This window comes from Neobacillus vireti, assembly GCF_036962465.1.
GTDB classification, from domain to species: domain Bacteria; phylum Bacillota; class Bacilli; order Bacillales; family Cytobacillaceae; genus Neobacillus; species Neobacillus vireti_B.
In genome coordinates, this window is sequence record NZ_JBALNF010000058.1 from 17,129 (window position 1) to 40,119 (window position 22,991).

At 40.9% G+C, this 22,991-nt stretch carries 16 protein-coding genes; 12 read left to right on the forward strand and 4 right to left on the reverse strand.

Translation table 11 applies throughout. The features are described 5' to 3' along the window. Positions 1-149: 149 nt before the first annotated feature. The 5 genes from V7077_RS21530 (at position 150) to queE (ending at position 4,355) form a co-directional block, all read left to right on the forward strand. The gene (locus tag V7077_RS21530; RefSeq protein ID WP_335505724.1) at positions 150-1,337 is read left to right on the forward strand and encodes a MalY/PatB family protein; all 1,188 of its coding nucleotides are present in this window, start codon (positions 150-152) and stop codon (positions 1,335-1,337) included. A 74-nt stretch (positions 1,338-1,411) separates the two neighbouring features. Further along, the gene (locus V7077_RS21535; protein ID WP_335505726.1) at positions 1,412-2,350 is read left to right on the forward strand and encodes a carbohydrate kinase family protein; all 939 of its coding nucleotides are present in this window, start codon (positions 1,412-1,414) and stop codon (positions 2,348-2,350) included. A 148-nt stretch (positions 2,351-2,498) separates the two neighbouring features. Continuing rightward, complete coding sequence (gene queC / locus V7077_RS21540) at positions 2,499-3,161, forward strand: 7-cyano-7-deazaguanine synthase QueC (protein ID WP_335505728.1); 663 nt, start codon at positions 2,499-2,501, stop codon at positions 3,159-3,161. A 2-nt stretch (positions 3,162-3,163) separates the two neighbouring features. After that, on the forward strand, positions 3,164-3,646 hold the full coding sequence (queD, locus tag V7077_RS21545) for a 6-carboxytetrahydropterin synthase QueD (RefSeq protein ID WP_335505731.1): 483 nt from the start codon (positions 3,164-3,166) through the stop codon (positions 3,644-3,646). After that, on the forward strand, positions 3,639-4,355 hold the full coding sequence (gene queE / locus V7077_RS21550) for a 7-carboxy-7-deazaguanine synthase QueE (protein ID WP_335505733.1): 717 nt from the start codon (positions 3,639-3,641) through the stop codon (positions 4,353-4,355). The genes queD and queE overlap by 8 nt, the downstream gene beginning before the upstream one ends. A gap of 35 nt (positions 4,356-4,390) precedes the next feature. Here the strand turns inward: queE and V7077_RS21555 are convergent, their stop codons facing one another. Further along, positions 4,391-5,386 carry an FUSC family protein gene (locus V7077_RS21555; protein ID WP_335505735.1) on the reverse strand — a complete coding sequence of 332 codons (996 nt, stop codon included), beginning with the start codon at positions 5,384-5,386 and terminating at the stop codon, positions 4,391-4,393. 167 nt (positions 5,387-5,553) lie between these two features. On the opposite strand from V7077_RS21555, the gene V7077_RS21560 reads away from it, so the two are divergent. The 7 genes from V7077_RS21560 (at position 5,554) to V7077_RS21590 (ending at position 17,497) form a co-directional block, all read left to right on the forward strand. Next, entirely contained in the window at positions 5,554-6,678 is a 1,125-nt protein-coding gene (locus V7077_RS21560) for an NAD(P)/FAD-dependent oxidoreductase (protein WP_335505737.1), read from the forward strand. A 173-nt stretch (positions 6,679-6,851) separates the two neighbouring features. After that, positions 6,852-7,376 carry a CBO0543 family protein gene (locus tag V7077_RS21565; protein WP_335505738.1) on the forward strand — a complete coding sequence of 175 codons (525 nt, stop codon included), beginning with the start codon at positions 6,852-6,854 and terminating at the stop codon, positions 7,374-7,376. A gap of 178 nt (positions 7,377-7,554) precedes the next feature. Then, on the forward strand, positions 7,555-8,166 hold the full coding sequence (locus tag V7077_RS21570; protein ID WP_335505740.1) for a TetR/AcrR family transcriptional regulator: 612 nt from the start codon (positions 7,555-7,557) through the stop codon (positions 8,164-8,166). A gap of 13 nt (positions 8,167-8,179) precedes the next feature. Continuing rightward, positions 8,180-9,988, forward strand: a complete 1,809-nt coding sequence (ftsH, locus tag V7077_RS21575) for an ATP-dependent zinc metalloprotease FtsH (RefSeq protein ID WP_335505742.1) — start codon at positions 8,180-8,182, stop codon at positions 9,986-9,988. A 269-nt stretch (positions 9,989-10,257) separates the two neighbouring features. Beyond that, the gene (locus V7077_RS21580; protein WP_420489695.1) at positions 10,258-15,366 is read left to right on the forward strand and encodes an OmpL47-type beta-barrel domain-containing protein; all 5,109 of its coding nucleotides are present in this window, start codon (positions 10,258-10,260) and stop codon (positions 15,364-15,366) included. A 176-nt stretch (positions 15,367-15,542) separates the two neighbouring features. Beyond that, complete coding sequence (locus V7077_RS21585; RefSeq protein WP_335505744.1) at positions 15,543-16,379, forward strand: RMD1 family protein; 837 nt, start codon at positions 15,543-15,545, stop codon at positions 16,377-16,379. A gap of 167 nt (positions 16,380-16,546) precedes the next feature. Next, on the forward strand, positions 16,547-17,497 hold the full coding sequence (locus V7077_RS21590; RefSeq protein ID WP_335505746.1) for a ribose-phosphate diphosphokinase: 951 nt from the start codon (positions 16,547-16,549) through the stop codon (positions 17,495-17,497). A gap of 171 nt (positions 17,498-17,668) precedes the next feature. On the opposite strand, the gene V7077_RS21595 is transcribed toward V7077_RS21590, so the two are convergent. The 3 genes from V7077_RS21595 to V7077_RS21605 form a co-directional block, all read right to left on the reverse strand. Next, on the reverse strand, positions 17,669-19,981 hold the full coding sequence (locus tag V7077_RS21595) for a thiamine pyrophosphate-dependent enzyme (protein ID WP_335505748.1): 2,313 nt from the start codon (positions 19,979-19,981) through the stop codon (positions 17,669-17,671). A gap of 18 nt (positions 19,982-19,999) precedes the next feature. After that, complete coding sequence (locus tag V7077_RS21600; protein ID WP_335505751.1) at positions 20,000-21,010, reverse strand: 2-oxoacid:acceptor oxidoreductase family protein; 1,011 nt, start codon at positions 21,008-21,010, stop codon at positions 20,000-20,002. 293 nt (positions 21,011-21,303) lie between these two features. Continuing rightward, the gene (locus V7077_RS21605) at positions 21,304-22,884 is read right to left on the reverse strand and encodes an acetolactate synthase large subunit (protein WP_335505753.1); all 1,581 of its coding nucleotides are present in this window, start codon (positions 22,882-22,884) and stop codon (positions 21,304-21,306) included. Between the last annotated feature and the right edge of the window lie 107 nt (positions 22,885-22,991).

Here is a 22,991-nt window from a genome sequence, read left to right on the forward strand (position 1 = left end):
TAGAAATGTCCGGGCAGTTTCTATGTGAAATAAGAGATTTAATTGGAAAGTTTCGCTATTGTGGGTTACGATTTGAGTAAGATGTAAATTATATGAAGTGACTGTTTACAATAGTTCACACATCTATTCGACGACGAAAGGTGATATGCATGAAATATAATTTTGATGAAATTGTTAATCGCAGAGGGACCTATTCCATCAAGTGGGATGGCGGTGAAACGATTAAAAAGTTTGGTCTTACAGACAGGTATGACGAAGAAACGATTCCTTTGTTTACGGCAGATATGGACCTGCCGGTTCCACAGCCTTTAATTGATGCCTTACATAAAACAGTTGACCATCGAATCTTCGGTTATTCCATCTTTCCGAACGAGTATTTTGAAGCGATTCAACATTGGTTCAAAAAGAGACATAATTGGGAAATCAAGAAGGAAGAAATTATTTATAGTCCCGGAACCGTTCATGCCTTAAATATTGCCGTCAGAGCATTCACTAATCCAGGTGAAGGAATTATCATTCAACGGCCAGTTTATCCTCCATTTACGGCAGCCATTGAAGCCAACGGTCGAGAACTCTTAAATAATGCTCTAAAATGTGATGAAAACGGTTATTATCATATCGACTTTGCCGATTTTGAGGAAAAGGTTAAAGATGAAAAGACAAAAATGTTCATTTTATGTAACCCCCATAATCCCACGGGACGGATTTTTAACCAAGAAGAGTTACGGAAATTATCCGCTATTTGTGCAGCAAATGATGTGCTAATTGTGGCAGATGAAATCCATGGGGACATAATTCGCCAAGACCAAACTTTCATACCAATCGCAAAAGTAGTAGAGAATGCTGATCACATCATCACGTTTACAGCCATCAACAAAACGTTTAATCTGGCCGGGCTGCACTGTACGAACGTTATTATCACCAATCCTAAACATCGAAAAAACTTTACTCGTGTAATGGGAAACCATTTACCGTCACCGTTCACCGTATCAGCCTTGATATCTGTATACCATGATGGTGATGAGTGGCTCGAGCAGCTGAAGGAATACATTGATGGGACGATGGAATGGGCCGTTGAATTTTTAGCAAAAAACATGCCGAAGGTAAAGGTTAGAATTCCTGAAGGAACATATATTATGTGGATGGATTTTAGTGGCTATGGTTTAACTCCTGAAGAGGTTCATGAGCGAATTTATAATAAGGCAAATGTTATTCTTGAAGACGGAAAAATGTTTGGTGAAGAAGGACTAAACTACCAAAGAATTTGTATCCCATCACCACGACCGATGATAAAAGAAGCGTTTGAGAGAATCGCCAGGGAATTCGCGGATCAATAAAAAATTGACAGCCCCACTCAAATTGTCATTGATATTGGGTGGGGTTTTATTTGTTTTTTTAAAGGAGAAGAATCTTGGAAAAAAAGGGCATCATTTCACTAGGAGAAGCATTTGTCGACTACATTTCAGTCGATTCTACTAATACAAAATTTCAACCGCTGTTAGGTGGTGCGACTGTTAATGTTGCCGTAGGGACCCAAAGGCTTGGAATTCCTACTTATTATTTGTGTAAATTGGGTATGGATAAAATCAGTCAATTTGTTGAACAAGAATTGTCTAAAGACGGGATTAATACCGAATATGCCGTTCACACTCCGGGTAAAAAAATTTGTGGTGTCTATGTTTATATAAACAATCAAGGCGAGCGGTATTTTCACTCATACCTAAACGATACGCCAGATGAACTATTAACAGCAGATGAACTAAAAAAAGAATTGTTTGAGCAGACAAAGGTATTTTATTTCGGGTCGGGCACTCTTTTTCACAAAAAAGCGAAAGAGACAACAGAAACTTCCTTAAAATATGCCAAAGACTGCGGTAATTTGATTGCTTTTGATACAAATATTCGTTTAAAGCGCTGGGAGAGCGAGGAACAATGCCGGCAAACAATTACTTCATTTCTTAGTAAAGCAGATGTGGTAAAAATCGCGGAGGAGGAGTTATATTTTTTGACGGAAACCAGCTCGTTTGAGGCAGGGTTAGAGAAATTATCAGTTTGGGAAATCCCTTTTCTATTTGTTACAATGGGGGCTAAAGGTGCTTACGCTGTGATGAACGGGAACAAGGTATTCTCACCAGCTCCTAAAGTTGAAGCAGTCGATACCACTGGTGCAGGTGATGCATTTATTGCGGCACTCTTATTCTGCTTCCACGATATAGGGAAGCCAACTAATCAATCCCAATTAATAAAGTACCTTCAGTTTGCCAATCAAGTTGGGGCTGCAGTAACGACTAAGATTGGTTCTTTAACCACCAATTTAGATTATTGCGAATTAAAAAAACAATTTCTGTAGGTACCCATTTTTATTTCTTTATGATATTATTCTAGTATTGAAATTTTATAGCTGAGGTTCTAGTCCCCCTCATTAAAAAAACTAAGATGAAGCAGCACTTCTATCTTGGGGTGCTGTTTTTTCTATTTTGAAAGGAGATTTCCTTCGTATGTTAAAGGATGAAAAAGCAGTAGTCGTATTTAGTGGCGGCCAAGACAGCACCACTTGTTTATTTTGGGCATTAAAACAATTCAAAGAAGTAGAAGTTGTTACTTTCGATTATAACCAAAGGCATTCCCTAGAAATTGAGTGTGCCAAAAATATAGCAAATGAACTTGGTGTCAGGCACCATATTTTAGATATGTCATTATTAAACCAATTGGCACCGAATGCATTAACCCGAAATGACATTGAGGTGAAAGAGGGGGAGGATGGGGAGCTTCCATCTACTTTCGTTCCTGGGCGAAATCTTTTATTCATTTCATTTGCTGGGGTTCTGGCGAGCCAGGTTGGAGCTAAACACCTTGTAACGGGTGTGTGTGAAACGGACTTTAGCGGCTACCCAGATTGCCGTGATATTTTTATCAAATCATTAAATGTGACTTTAAACCTGTCAATGGATAAGGAATTTGTGATCCATACTCCGTTAATGTGGCTGGATAAGGCTGAAACTTGGCAGCTTGCCGATGAACTCGATGCCTTGGATTTTGTGAGAGAAAAAACTCTAACTTGTTACAACGGAATCATTGCTGACGGCTGCGGGGAATGTCCTTCCTGTCTATTACGAAAAAAGGGCCTTGAGAAATATTTATCAACAAGAGAGGCGTTATAAAAATGTATGGTTTTCGCATTGTCGATAAACTTCAAAAAATAAATGAGGATATCCAGCCGAATCAATTAAAATACCATCACAAAAGGGTTATGGTCAGTAAAGAATTTACCTTTGATGCAGCACACCATTTGCATTGCTATGAAGGAAAATGTAAAAACCTCCATGGCCATACTTATAAAGTCATATTTGGCTTAAGCGGTTTTGTAGATGAGCGAGGCCTGATGATGGATTTCGGCGATATTAAAGAGATTTGGAAAAATGAAATAGAAATCCACCTTGATCACCGTTATCTAAATGATACCTTACCCCCGATGAATACAACAGCTGAAAACATGGTGGTATGGATATACGAGAAAATGGCTGAGGCGTTAAAGCTAGCAGAACGACAAGAGAAATATGCAGGGGCAAGGGTGGAGTTTGTCCGTTTATTTGAGACACCAACAAGCTATGCTGAAGCAAGACGGGAGTGGATGGAAAATGAGTAAAATTCCCGTAATGGAAGTTTTTGGACCAACTATTCAAGGTGAAGGGATGGTTATCGGCCAAAAAACGATGTTTGTCAGAACCGCCGGATGCGATTATTCCTGCAGCTGGTGTGATTCTGCCTTTACATGGGACGGTTCCGGAAAAGACGATATCCGGATGATGGAAGCTGAAGAGATATGGGCCGAGTTAAAACGGATTGGCGGGGACAATTTCTCTTTTGTCACCATTTCCGGAGGCAATCCTGCTCTTTTAAAAAATCTTGATACCTTGATCGATATTTTGAAAGCTCATCATATTAAAATTGGCTTGGAAACACAAGGGAGTAAGTGGCAGGAATGGTTTGTTAAGATTGATGAATTAACGATTTCACCGAAACCGCCAAGCTCCAGCATGGTTACGGATTTTGAAATATTAGATATGATTATTGATAACCTGAAAGAAAGTAATGTGAGCTTAAAGGTGGTCGTCTTTGATGATCAAGATTATGAGTATGCGAGAAATATTCACCAACGCTACCCTGGCGTTCCTTTCTTTATGCAGGTTGGGAATAATGATATCACAACTCCAGACAATAAGGAGCTCTTATTGCACCTATTAAATCAATATGAACGCCTTATTGATAAGGTGATGCTTGACTCAGACCTTAATGATGTTAAAGTACTGCCGCAGCTGCATACGTTTTTATGGGGAAATAAACGAGGAGTTTAACTGGTACCTGACCCTCACGCTTACAGTAATGGGGGTCAGGTACTGGTTTTTATTTTTTCTAAAAAAAGAGATGTCCCTTGATAGAGTGCCGTCTGGTATTGATGGTTCTTTTGTTCGACAGGGAGCGATACCGTTAAAAGATTCCTTGATTCCTCTTGGTCCATTTTCACTGTAAAAAAGTGAGCTAGCGTGGATTGTTGATTTGCCCAAGAAATTTGGTCAATTGTTGTGAGGGAACCTGCTTTAGCCCAGGCAATAAACGTGTCTACCGCTGTCTTTAGGTAGATATATCCCTCGGAAAATAACATGATTTTTTGGTCACATTCCTCAAGTATAACGTTACTTTTTTGTCCGAATGGGTTATATTTCAAACTTTCTTTTGCATCTTTAAGAACGAATTTACAGAGTTGCAGTTCTTGTTGAAGTTTTTTTAACTCGTGTTCCAGTTCTTTTTCTTTTGTTAGATCGGAACCGTTTTCTAGCCAAAGTGCTAGTTTCGTAAAAACATTTGCCATACTGCTGGAGCAACCCGAGCATTTGTTTAAAGCTTGTTTTGAATAATTTGGCGGGTGGATTATTATTTGAATTAATACCGCTGCCAATGCTCCAATTAAGGTATCACGAAACCGATCGATTGAATAATCCCCAGCCTTTTTCCCCAATACAAAGACAAGCAATACAGTTAAAGCGACTTGATGGATCGCAGTTTCTTCGCGTTTTAACCATTTTGCTATAAAGCATCCGATGATGATCAAGGACCCCAATGTCCAGCCATTTACTTTCACAAAAGGTTCCAGTAGTACGACAATAACTATACCAATAACGGTTCCTACCATTCTTTGATAGGAGAAACGGATCGACCGGTCGATGGTTGTTTGTAGACAAAGAATGACCGAAATGGGTGCCAAATAGGGATGGGTAGACCCCGCTAGTTTTGCAATCTCCCATGAAAGGGCGGAGGCCACTCCCATTTTCCAAATCAAAACCGTTTTATTTTCCATTTGTTTTTTTAATTGTTTTTTTGATTTCAATGTAACGGCCCCCTTATACGTGTCGGCAGTTTGGTTAGTTTTACCAAATAAGCTTTTTCTATACGGGTGAGGGCACTACTACAAATGTTTCATTCGGTTCACAATTTTGATACTATTAGATTTAATATTACATAAAGAATGAATCAATCTACTAAAAAAGGTGACTTATGAAAATTATTGTTATTGGAGCAGGAATTCTTGGTGCATCCACCGCTTATCATCTATCCAAGTTAGGAGCAGAGGTTCTTGTAATAGATCGGCATGATTCAGGACAAGCCACTGATGCGGCGGCAGGAATCGTATGTCCTTGGCTTTCGCAGAGGCGGAATAAAGCCTGGTATCAACTGGCGAAAGGCGGTGCTCGTTATTATCCGAAGTTAATTGCTCAGCTGGAAGCAGATGGTGAAACTAATACTGGGTATAAGCGTGTCGGCGCTATTAGTCTCCATACGGTTCCTGAAAAGCTTGAACAGATGGCAGAACGAGCAAGAAAATGGCGTGAGGATGCGCCTGAAATAGGCGAAATTACCATTTTGAGTCCGTCTGAAACTAAGCGTTTATTCCCACCCTTATCGGAAGAATATGGATCGGTATTTGTAAGCGGAGGGGCGCGCGTTGATGGCAGGGCGATCCGTGACGCCCTGATGGGTGCCGCACAAAAACATGGTGCCGTGCTAATGAGCGGGAATGCTTCGATGGTTTCAGAGGGCAAACGGTTTATAGGGGTTAATCTTGAGGGGATATTGCTGCCGGCAGATCAGGTTATTGTAACAGGAGGAGCTTGGTCAAAAGAGTTATTGGAGCCCTTAGGGGTTGAGTTTTTAGTAAAGCCGCAAAAGGCGCAAATCATCCATCTTGAATTGCCAAATACAGATACTGGTTCATGGCCTGTGGTCATGCCCGTTAGTAATCAATATATCCTTACTTTTGAAAATGGACGAGTGGTCGTGGGTTCAACCCATGAAAATGAAGCCGGGTTTGATCACCGTGTAACGGCAGGCGGCATTCAAGAGATTTTGAATAAGGCTCTAGAGGTTGCACCGGGGCTTTCCGATGGTGCTTATCTTGAAACACGTGTGGGGTTTAGGCCATTTACACCGGGTTTTTTACCGGTAGTGGGGGCTTTGCCTGATTATGATGGCATCTATGTGGCAAACGGTCTTGGTGCCTCGGGTCTCACGAGCGGGCCGTACATTGGGGCGGAGCTTGCTAAGCATATTGTAGGGAAGCCAACAGAGATCGATTTTAGTCTCTATGATGTAGCGGGGGCCATTGAAAATAGGAGTAATTGAAAACTGCTGCAATTCGGGCGGAGACATTACCATAAGAAAATAAGAGAAATATGTCTATATGTAGAATTCACGATGACATAAACTCAAAAAAGCCAATCCTAATAAAGTCGGCCCATACATGTTAAAAGAAAAATAGGAAAAAATAAAAAATAAAACATAGCGGAGTGTTATGAATGCTCATCATTTATGTGGCCGTTTTCCTATTGGCAGCAATCATTTGGGGTGATTGGCGTAGATGGCGTCTTTACTATTCAACCATCTTGTTTTTTATTGTCGGTGACCTCCTAAAAAATTTTTTGTTTTATAACTATTGGATGTGGACCTATCAAGAAACCATGTTTGCTAAAAACATTCTAAGAAATCATACTATTATTAGTATCATCATCATGTTTATTGGGTATCCATCCACGATCTTTCTTTACTTAGGTCGTTTTCCGAAATCCAAATGGAAACAAGCTGGGTGGATCGCCTTTTGGGTTTTTCTTTATTCAATATTAGAATACATAAATTTAAGGTTTCTGAACTTAATCAATCATTATCATGGCTGGAGTATGGGGTGGTCAGTCCTATTTAATATTGTTATGTTCATTATGTTTAGAATACATTTTAAAAACCCTCTTATAGCGTGGGGGTTATCGATTATTTGGATCCTATTTTTGTTGAACAGGTTCCCAATACCTTTGGAGAAAATGAAATAACATACAATTTCACCGAACCAAAATAAGACCTGCTTTTTTCTATCAAGATAGAAGAAGCAGGTCTTTTCATCTATTAAGTATTCTTTGACAAATGACACTTTGTCATTTAAAATAGTTTCATAGTGACAGACTGTCACATGAATAATTAGATAGTGGATTACGATTGGAGGAGTAGCCGTTGCCCAAAGTCACCTTTATCAATTTACCTGAAGAAAAAAAACAGACATTGATTGCGGCAATGAGAAAAGAGTTTTCAAGAGTTCCGTTATATGATGCATCTATCTCAAATATCATTAAATCTGCAAATATTCCGCGCGGAAGCTTTTATCAATACTTTGAAGATAAAGAGGATGCCTTTTTCTATCTTTTAAACGACCTGGTTCTTTCTATTCGGAATAACTTTGTTGTGTTACTTAAAAAATATGATGGGGATCTTTTTGATACCATGATTGACTTTTACCAGCACATCATCATGGAAGAAGAGGATGTTCATTTTTTAAAAAATGCGTTTTTGAATATGACGTATAAAATTGAATTATCTTTTTCAAAAATCTTTAGGGGCCATGAAAATAGTGGCAGCTTAAGCGATTTTCTATCTTCTCTTAATACGAGTAATTTAAATATCTCAAACCCAAAAGATTTGTTTCATCTCTTGCAAATTGTCTTTACGATTACTTTGAGGAATGTTGTCGAAAAGTTTGCCAAAGACCTGTCGAATCAAGATGCTTTGGATAATTATAAAATTGAAATGAATCTTCTAAAAAGCGGATTAGTCCGAAAGGATTCATAATGGAGGAACAAACGTGAAACGAGTCAAACCACCCAAGAAGCCACTAATATTTTATTATGGAATCATTATCGTTATTATTCTGCTATTAAATTCATTTATCTTTCCAGCTATTACGAACCATTCCGTCAAGGAAGTCGATTATGGGACGTTCCTAACGATGGTCGATAAAGGGCAAGTTAAACAAGTTGAAATTGATGACAACTCGATTACGTTTAAATCAAACAAATCAGCCCTTTATAAAACAGGGACGATTGAAGACCCTGAATTAGTTGATCGTTTGCATAAAGCAGATGTTAAATTCACAAAGGTAATTCCAAAAGAAACGTCGCCCTTGTTAAATTTCATCCTTTCTTGGATTCTTCCTTTTGCAATTTTTATTGCGATTGGTCAATGGTTAACGAAAAAAATGCAAGGTAAAATGATGGGCGGCGGCGGTCCCTTATCATTTGGAAAAAGCAATGCCAAAGTATACGTGGAAACAGAAACAGGAATTACCTTTAAAAATGTAGCAGGTCAAGATGAGGCGAAAGAGGCACTTCAAGAAATCGTCGACTTCCTTCATAATCCGAAAAAGTATAAAGAAATTGGAGCAAATATTCCCAAGGGTGCTCTTTTAGTAGGACCTCCGGGAACAGGTAAAACGATGCTCGCCAAAGCGGTTGCGGGTGAATCCAAGGTTCCATTCTTCTCTATGTCAGGTTCGGAATTTGTCGAGATGTTTGTTGGAATGGGAGCTGCTAGAGTAAGAGATTTATTTAAGCAAGCCCAGGAAAAAGCCCCATGTATTGTGTTTATAGATGAAATCGATGCAATTGGTAAGAGCCGAAATTCCGGAATGGCTGGGGGGAATGATGAACGAGAGCAAACCTTGAACCAGCTATTAACGGAAATGGATGGATTTGATGCTGATAAAGGTGTCGTGATCCTAGCCGCTACCAATAGACCGGAAACACTTGATAAGGCACTTTTAAGACCTGGCCGTTTTGACCGAAGAGTACCGGTTGAATTACCAGATTTGAAAGGACGGGAATCGATTTTAAACGTCCATGCTGCCAAAGTGAAACTAGCGGATGATGTTGACTTTAATGTAATTGCTAGAGCCACTTCTGGAGCATCCGGTGCCGATTTGGCCAATATTATTAATGAAGCTGCTTTAAGGGCGGTAAGATTAGGCCGAACCAAGGTAACTCAAAATGATTTGGAAGAGTCTGTCGAGGTCGTTATAGCTGGTTACCAACGTAAAAACGCCGTCATCTCCATGAAGGATAAACTAACGATTTCCTATCATGAAATTGGCCATGCCTTGGTTGCAGCCAAGCAGAGTCACTCTGCACCTGTTCATAAAATCACGATTATTCCAAGAACGTCTGGCGCATTGGGTTACACCATGCAGGTAGATGAGCAAGAAACGGTGTTAATGACAAAAGAGCAGGCCTTGGATAAAATCACAACCTATATGGGAGGACGTGCAGCAGAGGAGATTATCTTTAAGACAGTGACTTCCGGTGCTTCTAATGATATCGAACAAGCTACGAAGATTGCTCGGGCGATGGTTACAAGATTTGGTATGAGTGAAGAGTTTGATATGATGGCACTTGAAACGGTAAATAATCCCTATTTAGGAGGGGATACTTCGTTAATGGTGTCAGCGGAAACAGCTGCCAAAGTAGATGCGGAAATTCTTAAGATAATTAAATCTTGTCACCAAAATGCGATTCGAATTTTAGAGGAAAATAAAGATAAATTACATGAATTGACTAAATATCTGTTAGAAAAGGAAACCATCACTGGCGACGAATTTATGTCTATTTTATTAGCGTAGTCGTGATGGAACAACGTAAGCCAGGGCAGAATCAGCTGCCCTGGCTTTTTGTTTTTGGATATAGGATTAAAGGACCGCTAAAACATAGTAGGATTTACTCATTTTAATCAGACCACTGTTTTTTAAACTGAATAGTCTGAATTTTATATATTCAGAAGTAAAACCTTAGAGGTAAGATATCATTTGAAAGCGTTGTCAACAAAAAGGAGGTGTCAGGATTATCGCGTGCATGCTAAATCGCAAGTAATGGGAAAAGAGGAGGAAATGATTTGTTAATCAAAAGGTATAAGCTGAAAAGGATGATGGCCACAATCCTTAGTTTTTTGCTGATTTTGGCTTCAATCCCTGCTGCTGCTCTACAAGTATCAGCTGCAGAAACACCCTTAACTAAAAAGTTTGATTTTGGAACATCTTCTAGTCCGATAGCAGATGGTTATCTTCAGGTTTCTTCAGAGACCGCTTACTCGACTGAAAAGGGATATGGATTCGCTGATCCTTCTAAGGTGATTTCAGCCGACAGAAAAACCGCCGATAAGTTAAAATCAGACTTCATTTCCACAACAGAAACGTCCTTTAACGTGGACCTTCCAAACGGAGACTATACAGTTTCCGTGGTTTCAGGAGATGAGACAGAAGGAACGGTAGTAGGAGTGAAGGCGGAGAATATCAAAAAGGTTCAAGATACAACCCTTGGCGCTGGCGAATATCTGGAACGAACCTTTGATATCGCCCTCGTTGATGGTCAATTAACAATTGAACTGACAGGAACAAATCCTAAACTAAATGGCTTGACCATTGAAAAACTCCCGGAACGAGCCGCAGGAGAACTTCCCACGGTTTACATAGCAGGGGACTCGACAGTACAAACCTATGACGAATATTGGAGACCGCAAGCTGGATGGGGACAGATGATTTCCCGCTTTTTCAGTTCGGATATTACCTTTAAAAACCATGCGATTGGAGGCAGAAGCTCAAAGTCGTTTATTAATGAAGGCAGATTAGATACCGTTTTACGTGAAATAAAACCTAATGATTATTTTTTTATTCAATTTGGTCATAATGATGCGACAATTAGTGTCCCTGAGCGTTATGCATCCGTACCAGATTACAAAAACTACTTAAAGACCTATATTAATGGTGCCCGGCAGCGCGGTGCGATTCCGATCCTTGTTACACCAATGGGCAGGCGGGACTTTAATCCAGACACAGGTAAGTTTAACGTCAGTTTCCCTGAGTATGTACAGGGGATGAAAGAAGTCGCTGAAGAACTAAACGTTGATGTGGTTGATTTGAGTGCCCGCAGTGTAGCGTACTACAACACGATTGGTCCGGAAGGCTCACTCTCCGTATTCCTTCAATTAGACCCAGGTATCTATACGGCCTTTCCTAATGGCTCTCAAGATAATACACATTTCCAAGAATATGGAGCCATTCAAATGGCACGATTAATCTCAGAAGAAGTGAAAAAATTAGATATTCCTTTATCTTCCTATGTAACCGGTATTGAACCTCCAGCCAATGTTCCTGCAAAACCTACTAATTTAGTTGCAAGCAATATTAGTAATGCAGGAGCTTTCTTAACCTGGAAAGAGGTCGAAGGAGCCGATATCTATAAGGTATATCGTAAGCTTTCAACTGATAAGGAATTCTCGTTAATCGGCAGCTCGACCATACCGCAGCTTAATGTTAGTGGAATGGAAGAAGGGAAAACCTATGATATCGTGGTTTCCGCCGTTAACGGCAAAGGTGAGTCTGAGCAATCAGAAATTACCCAAGTCACAACTAAAAAGGCAACATTGAAATATGACTTTGGCTTAGCCGGTAATCCAATTTCAGAAGGGTATACTGGCGTCAATCTATCAACTAAATATACGAAAGAAAGAGGGTACGGAATTGTCGACCCTACTGGCATGATTGGTCGGGACCGAAGCACAGGAGGAGATTTGCTTCGCGATTGGCTTGGCTACTTTAATGTTGGCTGGAAATTTAATGTGGATCTGCCGAACGGTCTTTACGCTATAAAGGTTTATGTAGGAGATTTCTTAGGCAGTGCCAGAACAACCCTCGCCATTGAAGGGCAGGATTTTGGAACGATTTCCGCACCGAGTAAAAATTACACTTCGAAAGTTGTATCGCAAGTATCGGTAAAGGATGGGCAAATGAATTTTAGCTTTGGTGGTTCAACGGGAATTGTAAACGGCCTAGAAATCACTCCGATTATACTTGCTCCATCCGAATTAAAAGTGGAAGAACAGTCACTGGATATCAACAGGCCATTTGTCTCTCTTTCATGGAAACTAGTTGATGATGCAGAAAAATATAATGTCTACCGGAAAATTGCCGGAACAAAGGATTTCGTATTAGTTGGAAGTGCTAATAACAATTCTTATAAAGACACCACAGTCGATGTAGGTCTAGAGTATGAGTATGTGGTCACAACGATTGATCATGCCAGCGTGGAAACTGTCCCTTCCCTGCCGCTTGAGGTGAAGATGATTGATCCATCACAACCAGTACCAGCCCGGCCAAATAACCTAAATGTTGGAGACGTCAATAAAAATGATCTTACCATCAGCTGGGGTCAAGTGGATGGTGCCGTCACTTATAATGTATACCGCTCCAAAAAACAGGATGGCCCGTACCAACTAATTGGCAAATCGAAAAATGCCTCCTATCATGACAAAACAGTTTTAACCACGATTTCTTATTTTTACAAAGTATCAGCCGTGAATGCAGGTGGTATCTCAGAACTTTCCGAAAGTCTTAAAACGCCCGTTGTAACAGTATTAAAGCGGCAAATGGAGGATATTGATCGGGCGCCAGTATCAATTAAGACAGATGATGGTGTTTACGTAAGCTGGAGAATGCTCGGTACAGATCCAGCAGATATTAGCTTTAACGTCTATCGTGACGGTAAAAAGATCAATGAAACTCCTGTTAAAAACAGCACCAACTATGCAGATAAGGACGGAAAAACAGATTCTGTTTATGAAATTCGAGCCGTCATCAATGGTAAGGAAAGAAAATCGCAGGATATTGTAAAAGTATTAACTAAAAATTACCTGGATATCCCGCTTCAAAAACCAAAGGATGGTATGACACCTCTTGGCGACCCGTATTCCTATCGGGCGAACGATGCCAGTGTAGGAGACTTAGACGGTGATGGTAAATATGAATTGGTTTTAAAGTGGGACCCTTCTAATTCCAAGGATAATTCACAAGCAGGCTATACCGGAAACGTCTATGTGGATGCCTATGAGATGGATGGAACTTTAAAATGGCGCATAGACTTAGGTAAAAATATTCGTGCCGGTGCTCATTATTCACCGTTCTTAGTGTACGATTTTGATGGTGACGGCAAAGCAGAGGTTGTTTTTAAAACAGCAGATGGAACCGTAGATGGAAAAGGAACTGTGATTGGCAGAGCGGATGCCGATCTTCGAAATAGCACAGGTTATATTTTACAAGGTTCAGAGTATTTAACTGTTTTTGAAGGGGAGACAGGAAAAGCGTTGTCAACGGTTGACTATGATCCGCCACGCGGTGATGTTTCGGCGTGGGGAGATTCGTATGGTAACCGTGTTGACCGCTTCCTAGGAGGAGTGGCTTACTTAGATGGCGAACACCCAAGTATCATCATGGCTCGTGGATATTACACAAGAACGGTATTAGCCGCGTACACTTGGAAAGAGGGTAAGCTCACTAAGCAATGGGTTTTCGATTCCAATGATGAAGGCAATGGCGCCTATGCCGGTCAAGGATACCATACCTTAAGTGTCGCTGATATCGATAAGGACGGCAAGGATGAAATTGTTTATGGTCAAATGGTTGTCGATGATGACGGCAAGGGCTTATATACCACTGGTTTAGGTCACGGGGACGCCCTGCATGTCGGCGATTTTATTCCTGATCGTCCTGGACTTGAAGTGTTCGGTGTCCAAGAACATACGGACTCACCATATGGCTATGATATGCGTGATGCGGAAACAGGTGAAATTCTTTGGGGAGTAAAAACAGGTCAGGATACAGGCCGCGGTCTGACAGCTGACATCGACCCTAGGTACAAGGGTGAAGAGGCATGGGCTATTTCTGGTGAATGGAACAGCCGTGTGGGCGGCCTTCATTCAGCAGAAGGGGGAAAAATATCCGATAACATCCCGTCAAGCAATTTTGCAATATGGTGGGATGGTGACTTACTCCGTGAATTAGTGGACCATAAATGGGATGCAGCAAAAGGTACGGGGGTAGGCACGATTGACAAGTGGGATTATAAAAATAACAAATTAGTAAACTTGCTTACGGGAGATGGAACACTATCTAATAATAGCACCAAAGGCAATCCGGTACTTCAGGCAGACTTGTTTGGGGACTGGAGAGAAGAGGTCATCTGGAGGACAGAGGATAGCAATGCCTTACGTGTGTATATGACTACAGAAAAAACCGAACATAGAATTTACACCTTAATGCATGATCCACAATACAGATTGTCTGTTGCTTGGCAAAATATTGGTTATAACCAGCCGCCGCATGCTAGTTTCTTTATCGGTGAAGGTATGGCGACACCACCGCTTCCAAGTATTGAGATAGTCAAAAGGAAAGATGTTACACCCCCGGAAACAGAGCATGAAGTGGCGGGCGAAGAAAAGAACGGCTGGTACAATAAGCCGGTTACTGTAAATTTCACTGCCAACGATGATGAATTTGGGTCGGGAATTGCTGCAACTTATTACTCACTAAATGGTGCAGCAGAACAAAGTGGAACATCTGTAAAGATCGAGAAAGATGGGAAGCATGTTTTACAATATTGGAGTGTAGATAAGTCTGGAAACCTTGAACCGAAGAAATCGGTGACGATCAGCCTTGACCAAACTGCACCTGAAATTACCTTCTCGGTAAAAGAAGGGGCCGAGTTTGGTATTGACCAGCAGATCTCTATCAATTGTAAAGCGGTGGATTCTTTATCGGGTATTGCTTCTTCTTCCTGTAAGGATATTTCCACACCTGCCTATGAACTTGGATTGGATGGTCATTCCTTTAAGGCAGAAGCAATTGATCAGGCAGGGAACCAATCTAGCCAAGCTGTTACTATTCATGTGTTTGTCAACTTTGATAATTTAGGAAACTTAACCGAGCAGTTCCTATTAGCAGAAAGTGGGAAAACTTCTATTGCAACTGAAGCAGATAGCAAGCAAACGCTCCTTAATTCCTTGAAAGCAAAACTTGCGGCTGCCAAAGCGTCAGAGGAAAAAGGAAATAAAAATGCTAGAGACGGTCAAATGCAGGCATTTATCAATGAGGTAAAAGCAAAAAGTGAAAAAGTTTTCACAGAAAAACAAGTTCAAATCCTAGTTGAATTAGCAGAGTCATTAACGAAATAAAATTGGTTGAACCCAAGGGAGCAGCTTTTTCTGCTACCTTGGGTTTTTGTGCCCCAAATTATAAAATTAGGGAATTACTATAATAACAAATTCATTCAAATTAACTAACTGTATTGATTTGTTTCCAAAAATAGAATTAAATTAAAGGGTGACCAATCTGTGAAAGAGTGATAAAAATGTTGGATTTTTCGTTTAAAGCCATAGCCATCACCAATGAAATTGATCTAAACAAAATCGCTTTACAATGCGGAATTCCCAAAAAATTTACGTGGGAGGAACCTTTAATACTAAGAGGAAACATCCTTCAATCCATTCTTGGTAAAGATGTGGACAATTCGAAAAGTGTCTTACTTTTTTCGTTTGGAAGTGTTGTATTTATTAATCACTCGAATGATGAAGAGATTAAAGTGTTGCTGAAATACCTCCAATCCTTTGAGCCGGAAATGGATTTAAAAAACATTGGCAGGTATTCAGACGATTATAGCCTCCACATAAGTGAAACAGAAACCCTTGAATTGACCGATGAATATGTCGTGGTCCCTGAATATGAGCCTTTTTACCCGGAATTAATTTCTACTGTCCTCGCAAAATCGGTTGCATTGGAAAAAACAGAGGAACAATTAGGTGTCATTCATGATAGGCTTGAAACGATGATTGACCGTCTTGAAAAGGGGAAGCTAAGGATAGGCAATAAAGAACTGGCAAGAACAACAGCGAAGATACTCCGTCATGACTATAACACGCTTGCGTATATTATGATTTTAGATAAGCCTGACATTACTTGGGCAAGCAGTAATGCCAGTGAATTTTACGACAAAATGATCGATTTTTTTGAACTTAACGATCGTCATAAAATATTAAAAAGTAAAACGGAAATTTTATATAACATCATTGATGGTTTCTCAACGATTAGCCATTCCATTCGCGGATTATTCGTCGAATGGATTGTCGTCATTCTCATTTTGATTGAAATTGTGATAACGATCTCACAAATAGCAGGCTGGATTCCTTGATATCTTGCTTGCTTTTCCCTGGATAGGAGTAAGACTTGTGAAAGAATTGTGTTTCTTTTTTGTAAATTTTTAAGTATTAATTCTACCCTGGAGCCTTCTCTTCATGTAGAATAAGATAATGGACAAGCGCTAATAATGAATCAATAACATATCATGGGGGATCAAAGGTGACATATCAACTGAAGAAAAGCTTTAAGATGTTTTCATTAAATTCGAATCGTGAGCTAGCTGAAGAAATGGCTCAGCTTTTGGGCTGTGAATTAGGTAAGAGTTCTGTCAAACAATTTAGTGATGGTGAAATCCAAATAAATATTGAAGAAAGTGTTCGGGGAAGTGATGTATTTTTGGTGCAATCGACTTCGCAGCCGATCAATGACAATATTATGGAGCTCTTGGTGATGGTGGATGCCTTGAAACGAGCGTCAGCAAAAATGATCAACGTTGTAATCCCATACTATGGCTATGCTCGCCAAGACCGTACAGCTAAACCTCGTGAGCCAATTACAGCGAAGTTAGTGGCAAGACTTTTAGAGACAACGGGTGCATCAAGGGTACTTACAATGGACTTTCATGCACCACAATTACAAGGCTTTTTTGACATACCGGTCGATCACCTGATCGCTAATCCAATCCTCGGAAATTATTTTGAGAAAAAAGGATTAGAAGATGTCGTTGTTGTTGCCCCGCATAATGGTGCGGTTATCAGAGCAAGGAAACTAGCGAGTATATTAAATGCACCTATTGCCTTAATTGATCGTAGACAGTCCGAATCGGGTGTTTCTGAAATCATGCATGTGATTGGAAATATCGAGGGCAAAAATGCTATTATCATTGATGATTTAATTAATACAGCTGGAACGATTACTTTGGCTGCCAATGCGTTAGCGGAGCGGGGAGCAAAATCGATTTATGCATGCTGTACCCATCCTGTCTTTTCTGCTGAAGCGATTAGTCGCATTGAATCATCTCCAATTAAGGAATTGGTCGTTACCAATACGATAGAAATGACTGAAGATAAGCGGATCGATAAAATCACCACATTGTCGGTTGCTCCCTTAATGGTTGATGCAATTGAACGTATTCATAATGAAAAAGCAGTAAGTCCTTTGTTTGAATAAAAAAATCCCGCTGTGAGAATGCTCGCAGCGGGATTTTCTTAACTGTAGACTTTTTCAGCGCTTTTTAAGCGTATATCAGCGTTTTTTTAATTTTATCGGCGATTTTAAAGCATTTATCAGCACTTTTTTGCATATATCAGCGAAACTAAACATTTTCAATTATTTCAGCATTTATAAATATGGACTTTCATGCTTCGCCTTCAGCCTCATCCAGCGGCGCTCCACTTCATCATTAAACATTTTCAACAGGTCTTGGCTGTCTTCCTTTAACAAATGCTTGGTTTTCCCCATCATTTGCAGCCAATCGGTAGTAGGTAATCGTTTGTTTTTAGCCTCTGGATCATAAGTAATGGTGGTGATACCCCGTTCTACCTCGTAAAGCGGGAAGAAACAGGAGTTTACAGCCGCCTCGACAATCGACTGTCCTAATTCATCCTTCGATTTCCAGTTCAACGGACAGGTAATTAGAATTTTTCCGTAAACCAAGCCTTCATTTTGAGCATACCATTGGGCTTTAGCCGCCTTTTTCAAAAGATCCCGGTCAAAAGCTTCCGTTCCCGTAAAGACATAAGGGATGTGGGTTGCCGCCATAATTTGCGCGGTATCTTTGTGATGAAACGGTTTTCCTTTTTGGAAGGCACCGACACTTGAGGTGCTTGTCATATGTCCCATCGGCGTCGAATAGGAGAGCTGGCTGCCTGTATTCATGTAGCCTTCATTATCATACTCAAGGATGATCATTTTGTGGTTCCGGAGTGCGGTTCCAATTGCCGGACCCATTCCGATATCCATCCCGCCATCACCAGTCACCATTACAAAGGTAAAATCATCGGATAGCCCCAGTTCATCTAATTCACCACGGCGTTTTCGCTCATGGAACATTTCCACAAGACCGGATAATGTAGCCGAACCATTTTGGAAGAGATTATGAATATAGGTTGCTTTATGGGAACTGTAAGGGAAGCCGGTGGTGACGACCATCGCACAGCCTGTATGGAATAAGGCGACAATATCTCCTTCAATTCCTTTAAAAAATAACTCTAAGCCTGAGAATATTCCGCATCCAGGGCACGCACCGTGACCGGAGGCAAGTCGTTTTGGCTTTTTCGTTAAGCTTCGTAATGGCGGAATTTTCACCTTTAATTCTCCGGTTTTCTCATCAGGGGTGACGGTGATTAATCCCGTATTCAAATCTTCTTTTTTCATTGGATTTAAGACGCGCTTCGGTGCGAATTCGGCTTTACCGGGATTATGGCCAAAGTAGTCGAATGGTTTTTCAACGAACCCTTTATCTGCCGCATCTTGAGCTAATTGAAAAAACAACTCTGCTTCATCAGCATAGAAATCCTTACCACCTAATCCGTAGACCCTGTTTACGACCTTTGTATGAGAATTGCCAACGGTTTGCAGTGCTGCTCTAACCTCAAGGGCCATATTTCCTCCATGAGCACCATAGGAATCCGCCCGGTCACCCACTGTAATCGCTTTTATATTTTTTAATGCTTCCGCTAATTTTTGCTGCGGGAAGGGCCGGATCATGTTAGGAGAGATGACTCCAGCCTTGATGCCTTGTGCACGCAGTTTGTCGGCGACATCTTTACATACTTCAGCAGCAGAGTTTAACATAAATACCGCAACCTCGGCATCATCCATCCGATACAAATCAAGAACAGGATATTCCCGCCCGGTTAATTCTGCATATTCATGGGATATTCTTTCGAACACATGCTCCGCTTTATACATCGCCTCTGATTGTTGGTAACAGTTATTAATATAGTCAGGTTCGTTCATATACGGTCCGATTGTAACTGGATTTTCCCGGTCTAAAGCATGTGGGAAGTTCCTTGGCGGCTCGCCAATAAATTTTTGCACATCCGCACGGTTCTTCATAACCTGGACCCGCCGCTTCTGGTGGGAGGTGAAATAACCGTCAAACGAGACGATGACCGGCAGGCGGACTTCAGGATCTTCTGCTAGTTTAATGGCGATAATGTTCATATCATAAACAATTTGCGGATCACGGGCCATCAAGATCGGCCAGCCGGTGTTTAACGCAAAATAGAGATCGGAATGATCACCATGAATATTTAACGGTCCAGACACAGAGCGGTTGACCAAATTCAATACCATTGGAAAACGGGTACCAGATTGAACAGGGAGCTGCTCTAACATATATAGAAAGCCATTGGCACTCGTCGCGTTGAAGACACGTCCGCCCCCAGTTGCTGCACCGTAACAAATACCGGCTGAGCCGTGCTCTCCGTCGGCAGGAATTAACACGATATCATGTTCGCCTTTTGCTTTCATTCCATCAAGGAACTGTGCAACCTCGGTCGAAGGCGAGATCGGATAATAGCCCATTACATGATAATTTATTTGATGGGCTGCATAGGCAGCCATTTCATTACCAGATTCAAACACAATACTTTGTTCAATGGTTCCTTTAGGAACGGTAATATTTTCTTGGTTTATTTCGATAGACATGAATTCCCCGCCCTTTCCTTAGTTTCGAATCGCTAAATCAAATAAGTGCGGCACACGGTTTTGATCGGCATAGCCGTCATTGTATTCCCGTTCACTCGTTAATGCCTCAACAGGACAAGCATGAACACATTTCAAACAACCCTTACAATATTGATAGTCAATCCCTTGCAGGAACATTTGCGGGCGGCCTCGTTTATCCGCTTTTTCTTCCCAAACAAAGCAAAAGTCTGGGCAGGCTGTATCGCAGGCAGCACAATTAATACATTTGTCATCATGAAAATGCGGCAGCATTCCGGCACGAGAAATGCTTAAGTCCTTTAAAATACTGTTTCCTGGATTAATGATGGTCCCGCCGATAGGCTGGGTTTCATACCCGAGCAGCGGTTCTGCCCGTTTAAATGGAATAATTGGTGTCTGTTCATCTACTAAGTAGGTTTGGAATTGGACTTCATTAAAACCGCGGTTGAAGGTGCGGATGTTTGGCTCGACGAGATGTGGATATTTCTTTTCGAAAGTGCGGCGAATAGTCTGCCTCATCGACTCAGGGTCTAAGAAATCTAAGATTCGATATAGTGCCCCAAGCATGGCGGTATTTGCCTTGGTCTGCTCTTCGAGGGCTATCCCTGTTGCATCCACGATTGCGATGGTTCCACCAGGAATTTTCATAGCTAGTTTGAGTTCGTCAGGAGATTTTTGTGAGTTTACTAAGATGGTGCTATCGGGGTAGATCCCACTTGTACAATCGATCGTTTTGAAAAGGGCATCATGGAAAATGCCGACAACATGTGGACGTTCTATTGGTGTGGTGTCGCGTATATTAGTTTCCGGATCACAAAAACGAATATGTGCTTTTACGGGCGATCCTTTTTTCTCGGATCCATAGGATGAAAAGCCGACTCCATTGAGTCCATTTCCAACAACCCCATCCTCGGAAAGCATCTTTCCGGCCAGGTTGGCGCCTAAACCGCCAATCGATTCGAGACGGATTTCAAAGAACCCTAATTCATTCACTTTTGGTAATTTTGACAACAAGCACTCCCCCAATCTGATCGACAGATAACAATTAGAATTTTATAAATTTTCTATAAATTCTATGATGCTATTGTAACAGGATGCAAAATTAGTTACAACAGAATTTTTATTTCAAAAATAGGAATCTCTTTATAGTAGCGATCTATTCAAGGTAAGTTAGAATTTGTAAAAATCAGTTACAATTTTATTTATGGGTTGATGTAGTACAGATAAATTTGTTGTATAACAAAAAAAGCAATGCCCAAACCTTTAATGGTTCAAAGCATTGCTTTTTTTTACTATATTCCAATCTACTTGGGATTTTGGGAAACAAGGTCGATGAGCACAATCTCTTTTTGTGGTTCTTTTAGTATCGTATCTAATTCGGTGATGGTAGTTGGACGTAGACCCTTAACTCCAAAACTTTGGGCCAGTTGGACAAAATCAGGGTTTTGAAAGGTTACCCCATAGCTTTCGCCAAACTTCTTGTTCATTTGCCTGACTTCAAGCTTTAACATTGAATCATCCAAAACGATAATGGTAAAGGAGAGTCCAAGACGTCTGGCCGTTTCGATTTCTGCAAAATTCATGAGGGCACCACCGTCACCGGTAATACAAATAACCGGTTCGTTTGGTCGTGCGAGTTTAGCACCAATGGATCCGGGAATTGCAATCCCCATGGAAGCAAGGCCATTTGAGACAATGACCCGGTTCGGACTTTTAGGCTGATAGGTTTTGGCGATTGATACCTTATGAGCGCCGACATCGGAAACTAGTATGGTGTCCTCGGGGGAATGCTCTTCAATCAGCTTGAGAACATTTTCGATAGATAGTGATTCATCTGGTTGTTTATTGATTTGATAATTTGTTCTTATTTTTGTTTGAAGGCCCCCCGTTGGACTCCATGATTTTGCAGGTAACGCCTCTTGGTTTAAAGCATGAAGTGTTTTCTTTATATTTCCGACGAGCTCGCCCTTTACCGGATAATATTCGTTCACCTCAGCAGGTAAGGTATCAATATGTAAAACTGGGAGTTTGTTTTTATTCCAGGCATTTGGCAGTTGTTCGACGAAATCGAAGCCGATAACAATTAACAGGTCCGCTTCTTGAATACCAGGGAGGACAGCATCGTTTTCTTTGAACCCGAAGGTATAAAAATTTAGCGGGTCGTTTTGCGGTAATGCCCCTTTTGCCATGAAGCTATGGGCGGAAGGGGATTGAAGGGTATGGATGAACGTCTTTAACTCTTGTGAGGCCTCCTGCCTAATGACTCCGTTTCCAATTATGATGAAGGGCTTTTTACAGGCGTGAATAAGATTAATTGCTTCTTTGACCGACTCCCTATCAGGAATTATTTCTGGTAAAGACGTAACAGGTAAAGGTGTTTTTGTCATTTGATCGGCCGCAAAGTTTTCTGGCAAGGTGATGGCGACGGAACCCGGTTTCTCCATTATGGCTAATCTAAATGCTTTGCGGATAACGGTGGGAATGGTTTGGCCATCTACAATTTGTGTGTTCCATTTTGTTACCGGTTCAAGCAGCTTGATGATATCAATGTACTGATGTGATTCGTGATGGTGCCGTTCGATACCTGCTTGGCCAATCAATGCCACTAATGGAGAATGGTCGAGCTGGGCGCTGGCTATTCCTGTAACGAGGTTTGCTGCTCCGGGACCAAGTGTTGATAAACAGACGCCTGCCTTGGCTGCTAATCTTCCATACACATCGGCCATAAATGCTGCACCTTGCTCGTGTCTGACATTTACATACTGAATTTGAGTTGATTTGGATAAGGAATATGCGAGATCAAGTGTCTCGGTGCCAACGATTCCAAAAACGTATTCAACCCCTTCGTTTTCTAAGCATTCTACGATTACATCGGTTAGTTTCATGTTGCCCTCCTATTGGAAAAGGAATGATTAGCTATAGTCTTAACTAATGCTTGCGGAATCATAAGCAGTGATCTAATAACAAATCTTTAGTGGTAAAATAAAAGAAA

Bases quoted from the DNA above. Each gene is read 5' to 3' on its own strand.
- V7077_RS21530 (WP_335505724.1), top strand. From the start codon at position 150: ATGAAATATAATTTTGATGAAATTGTTAATCGCAGAGGGACCTATTCC.
- queC (WP_335505728.1), top strand. From the start codon at position 2,499: ATGTTAAAGGATGAAAAAGCAGTAGTCGTATTTAGTGGCGGCCAAGAC.
- queD (WP_335505731.1), top strand. From the start codon at position 3,164: ATGTATGGTTTTCGCATTGTCGATAAACTTCAAAAAATAAATGAGGAT.
- queE (WP_335505733.1), top strand. From the start codon at position 3,639: ATGAGTAAAATTCCCGTAATGGAAGTTTTTGGACCAACTATTCAAGGT.
- V7077_RS21560 (WP_335505737.1), top strand. From the start codon at position 5,554: ATGAAAATTATTGTTATTGGAGCAGGAATTCTTGGTGCATCCACCGCT.
- V7077_RS21565 (WP_335505738.1), top strand. From the start codon at position 6,852: ATGCTCATCATTTATGTGGCCGTTTTCCTATTGGCAGCAATCATTTGG.
- V7077_RS21585 (WP_335505744.1), top strand. From the start codon at position 15,543: ATGTTGGATTTTTCGTTTAAAGCCATAGCCATCACCAATGAAATTGAT.
- V7077_RS21595 (WP_335505748.1), bottom strand. From the start codon at position 19,981: ATGTCTATCGAAATAAACCAAGAAAATATTACCGTTCCTAAAGGAACC.
- V7077_RS21605 (WP_335505753.1), bottom strand. From the start codon at position 22,884: ATGAAACTAACCGATGTAATCGTAGAATGCTTAGAAAACGAAGGGGTT.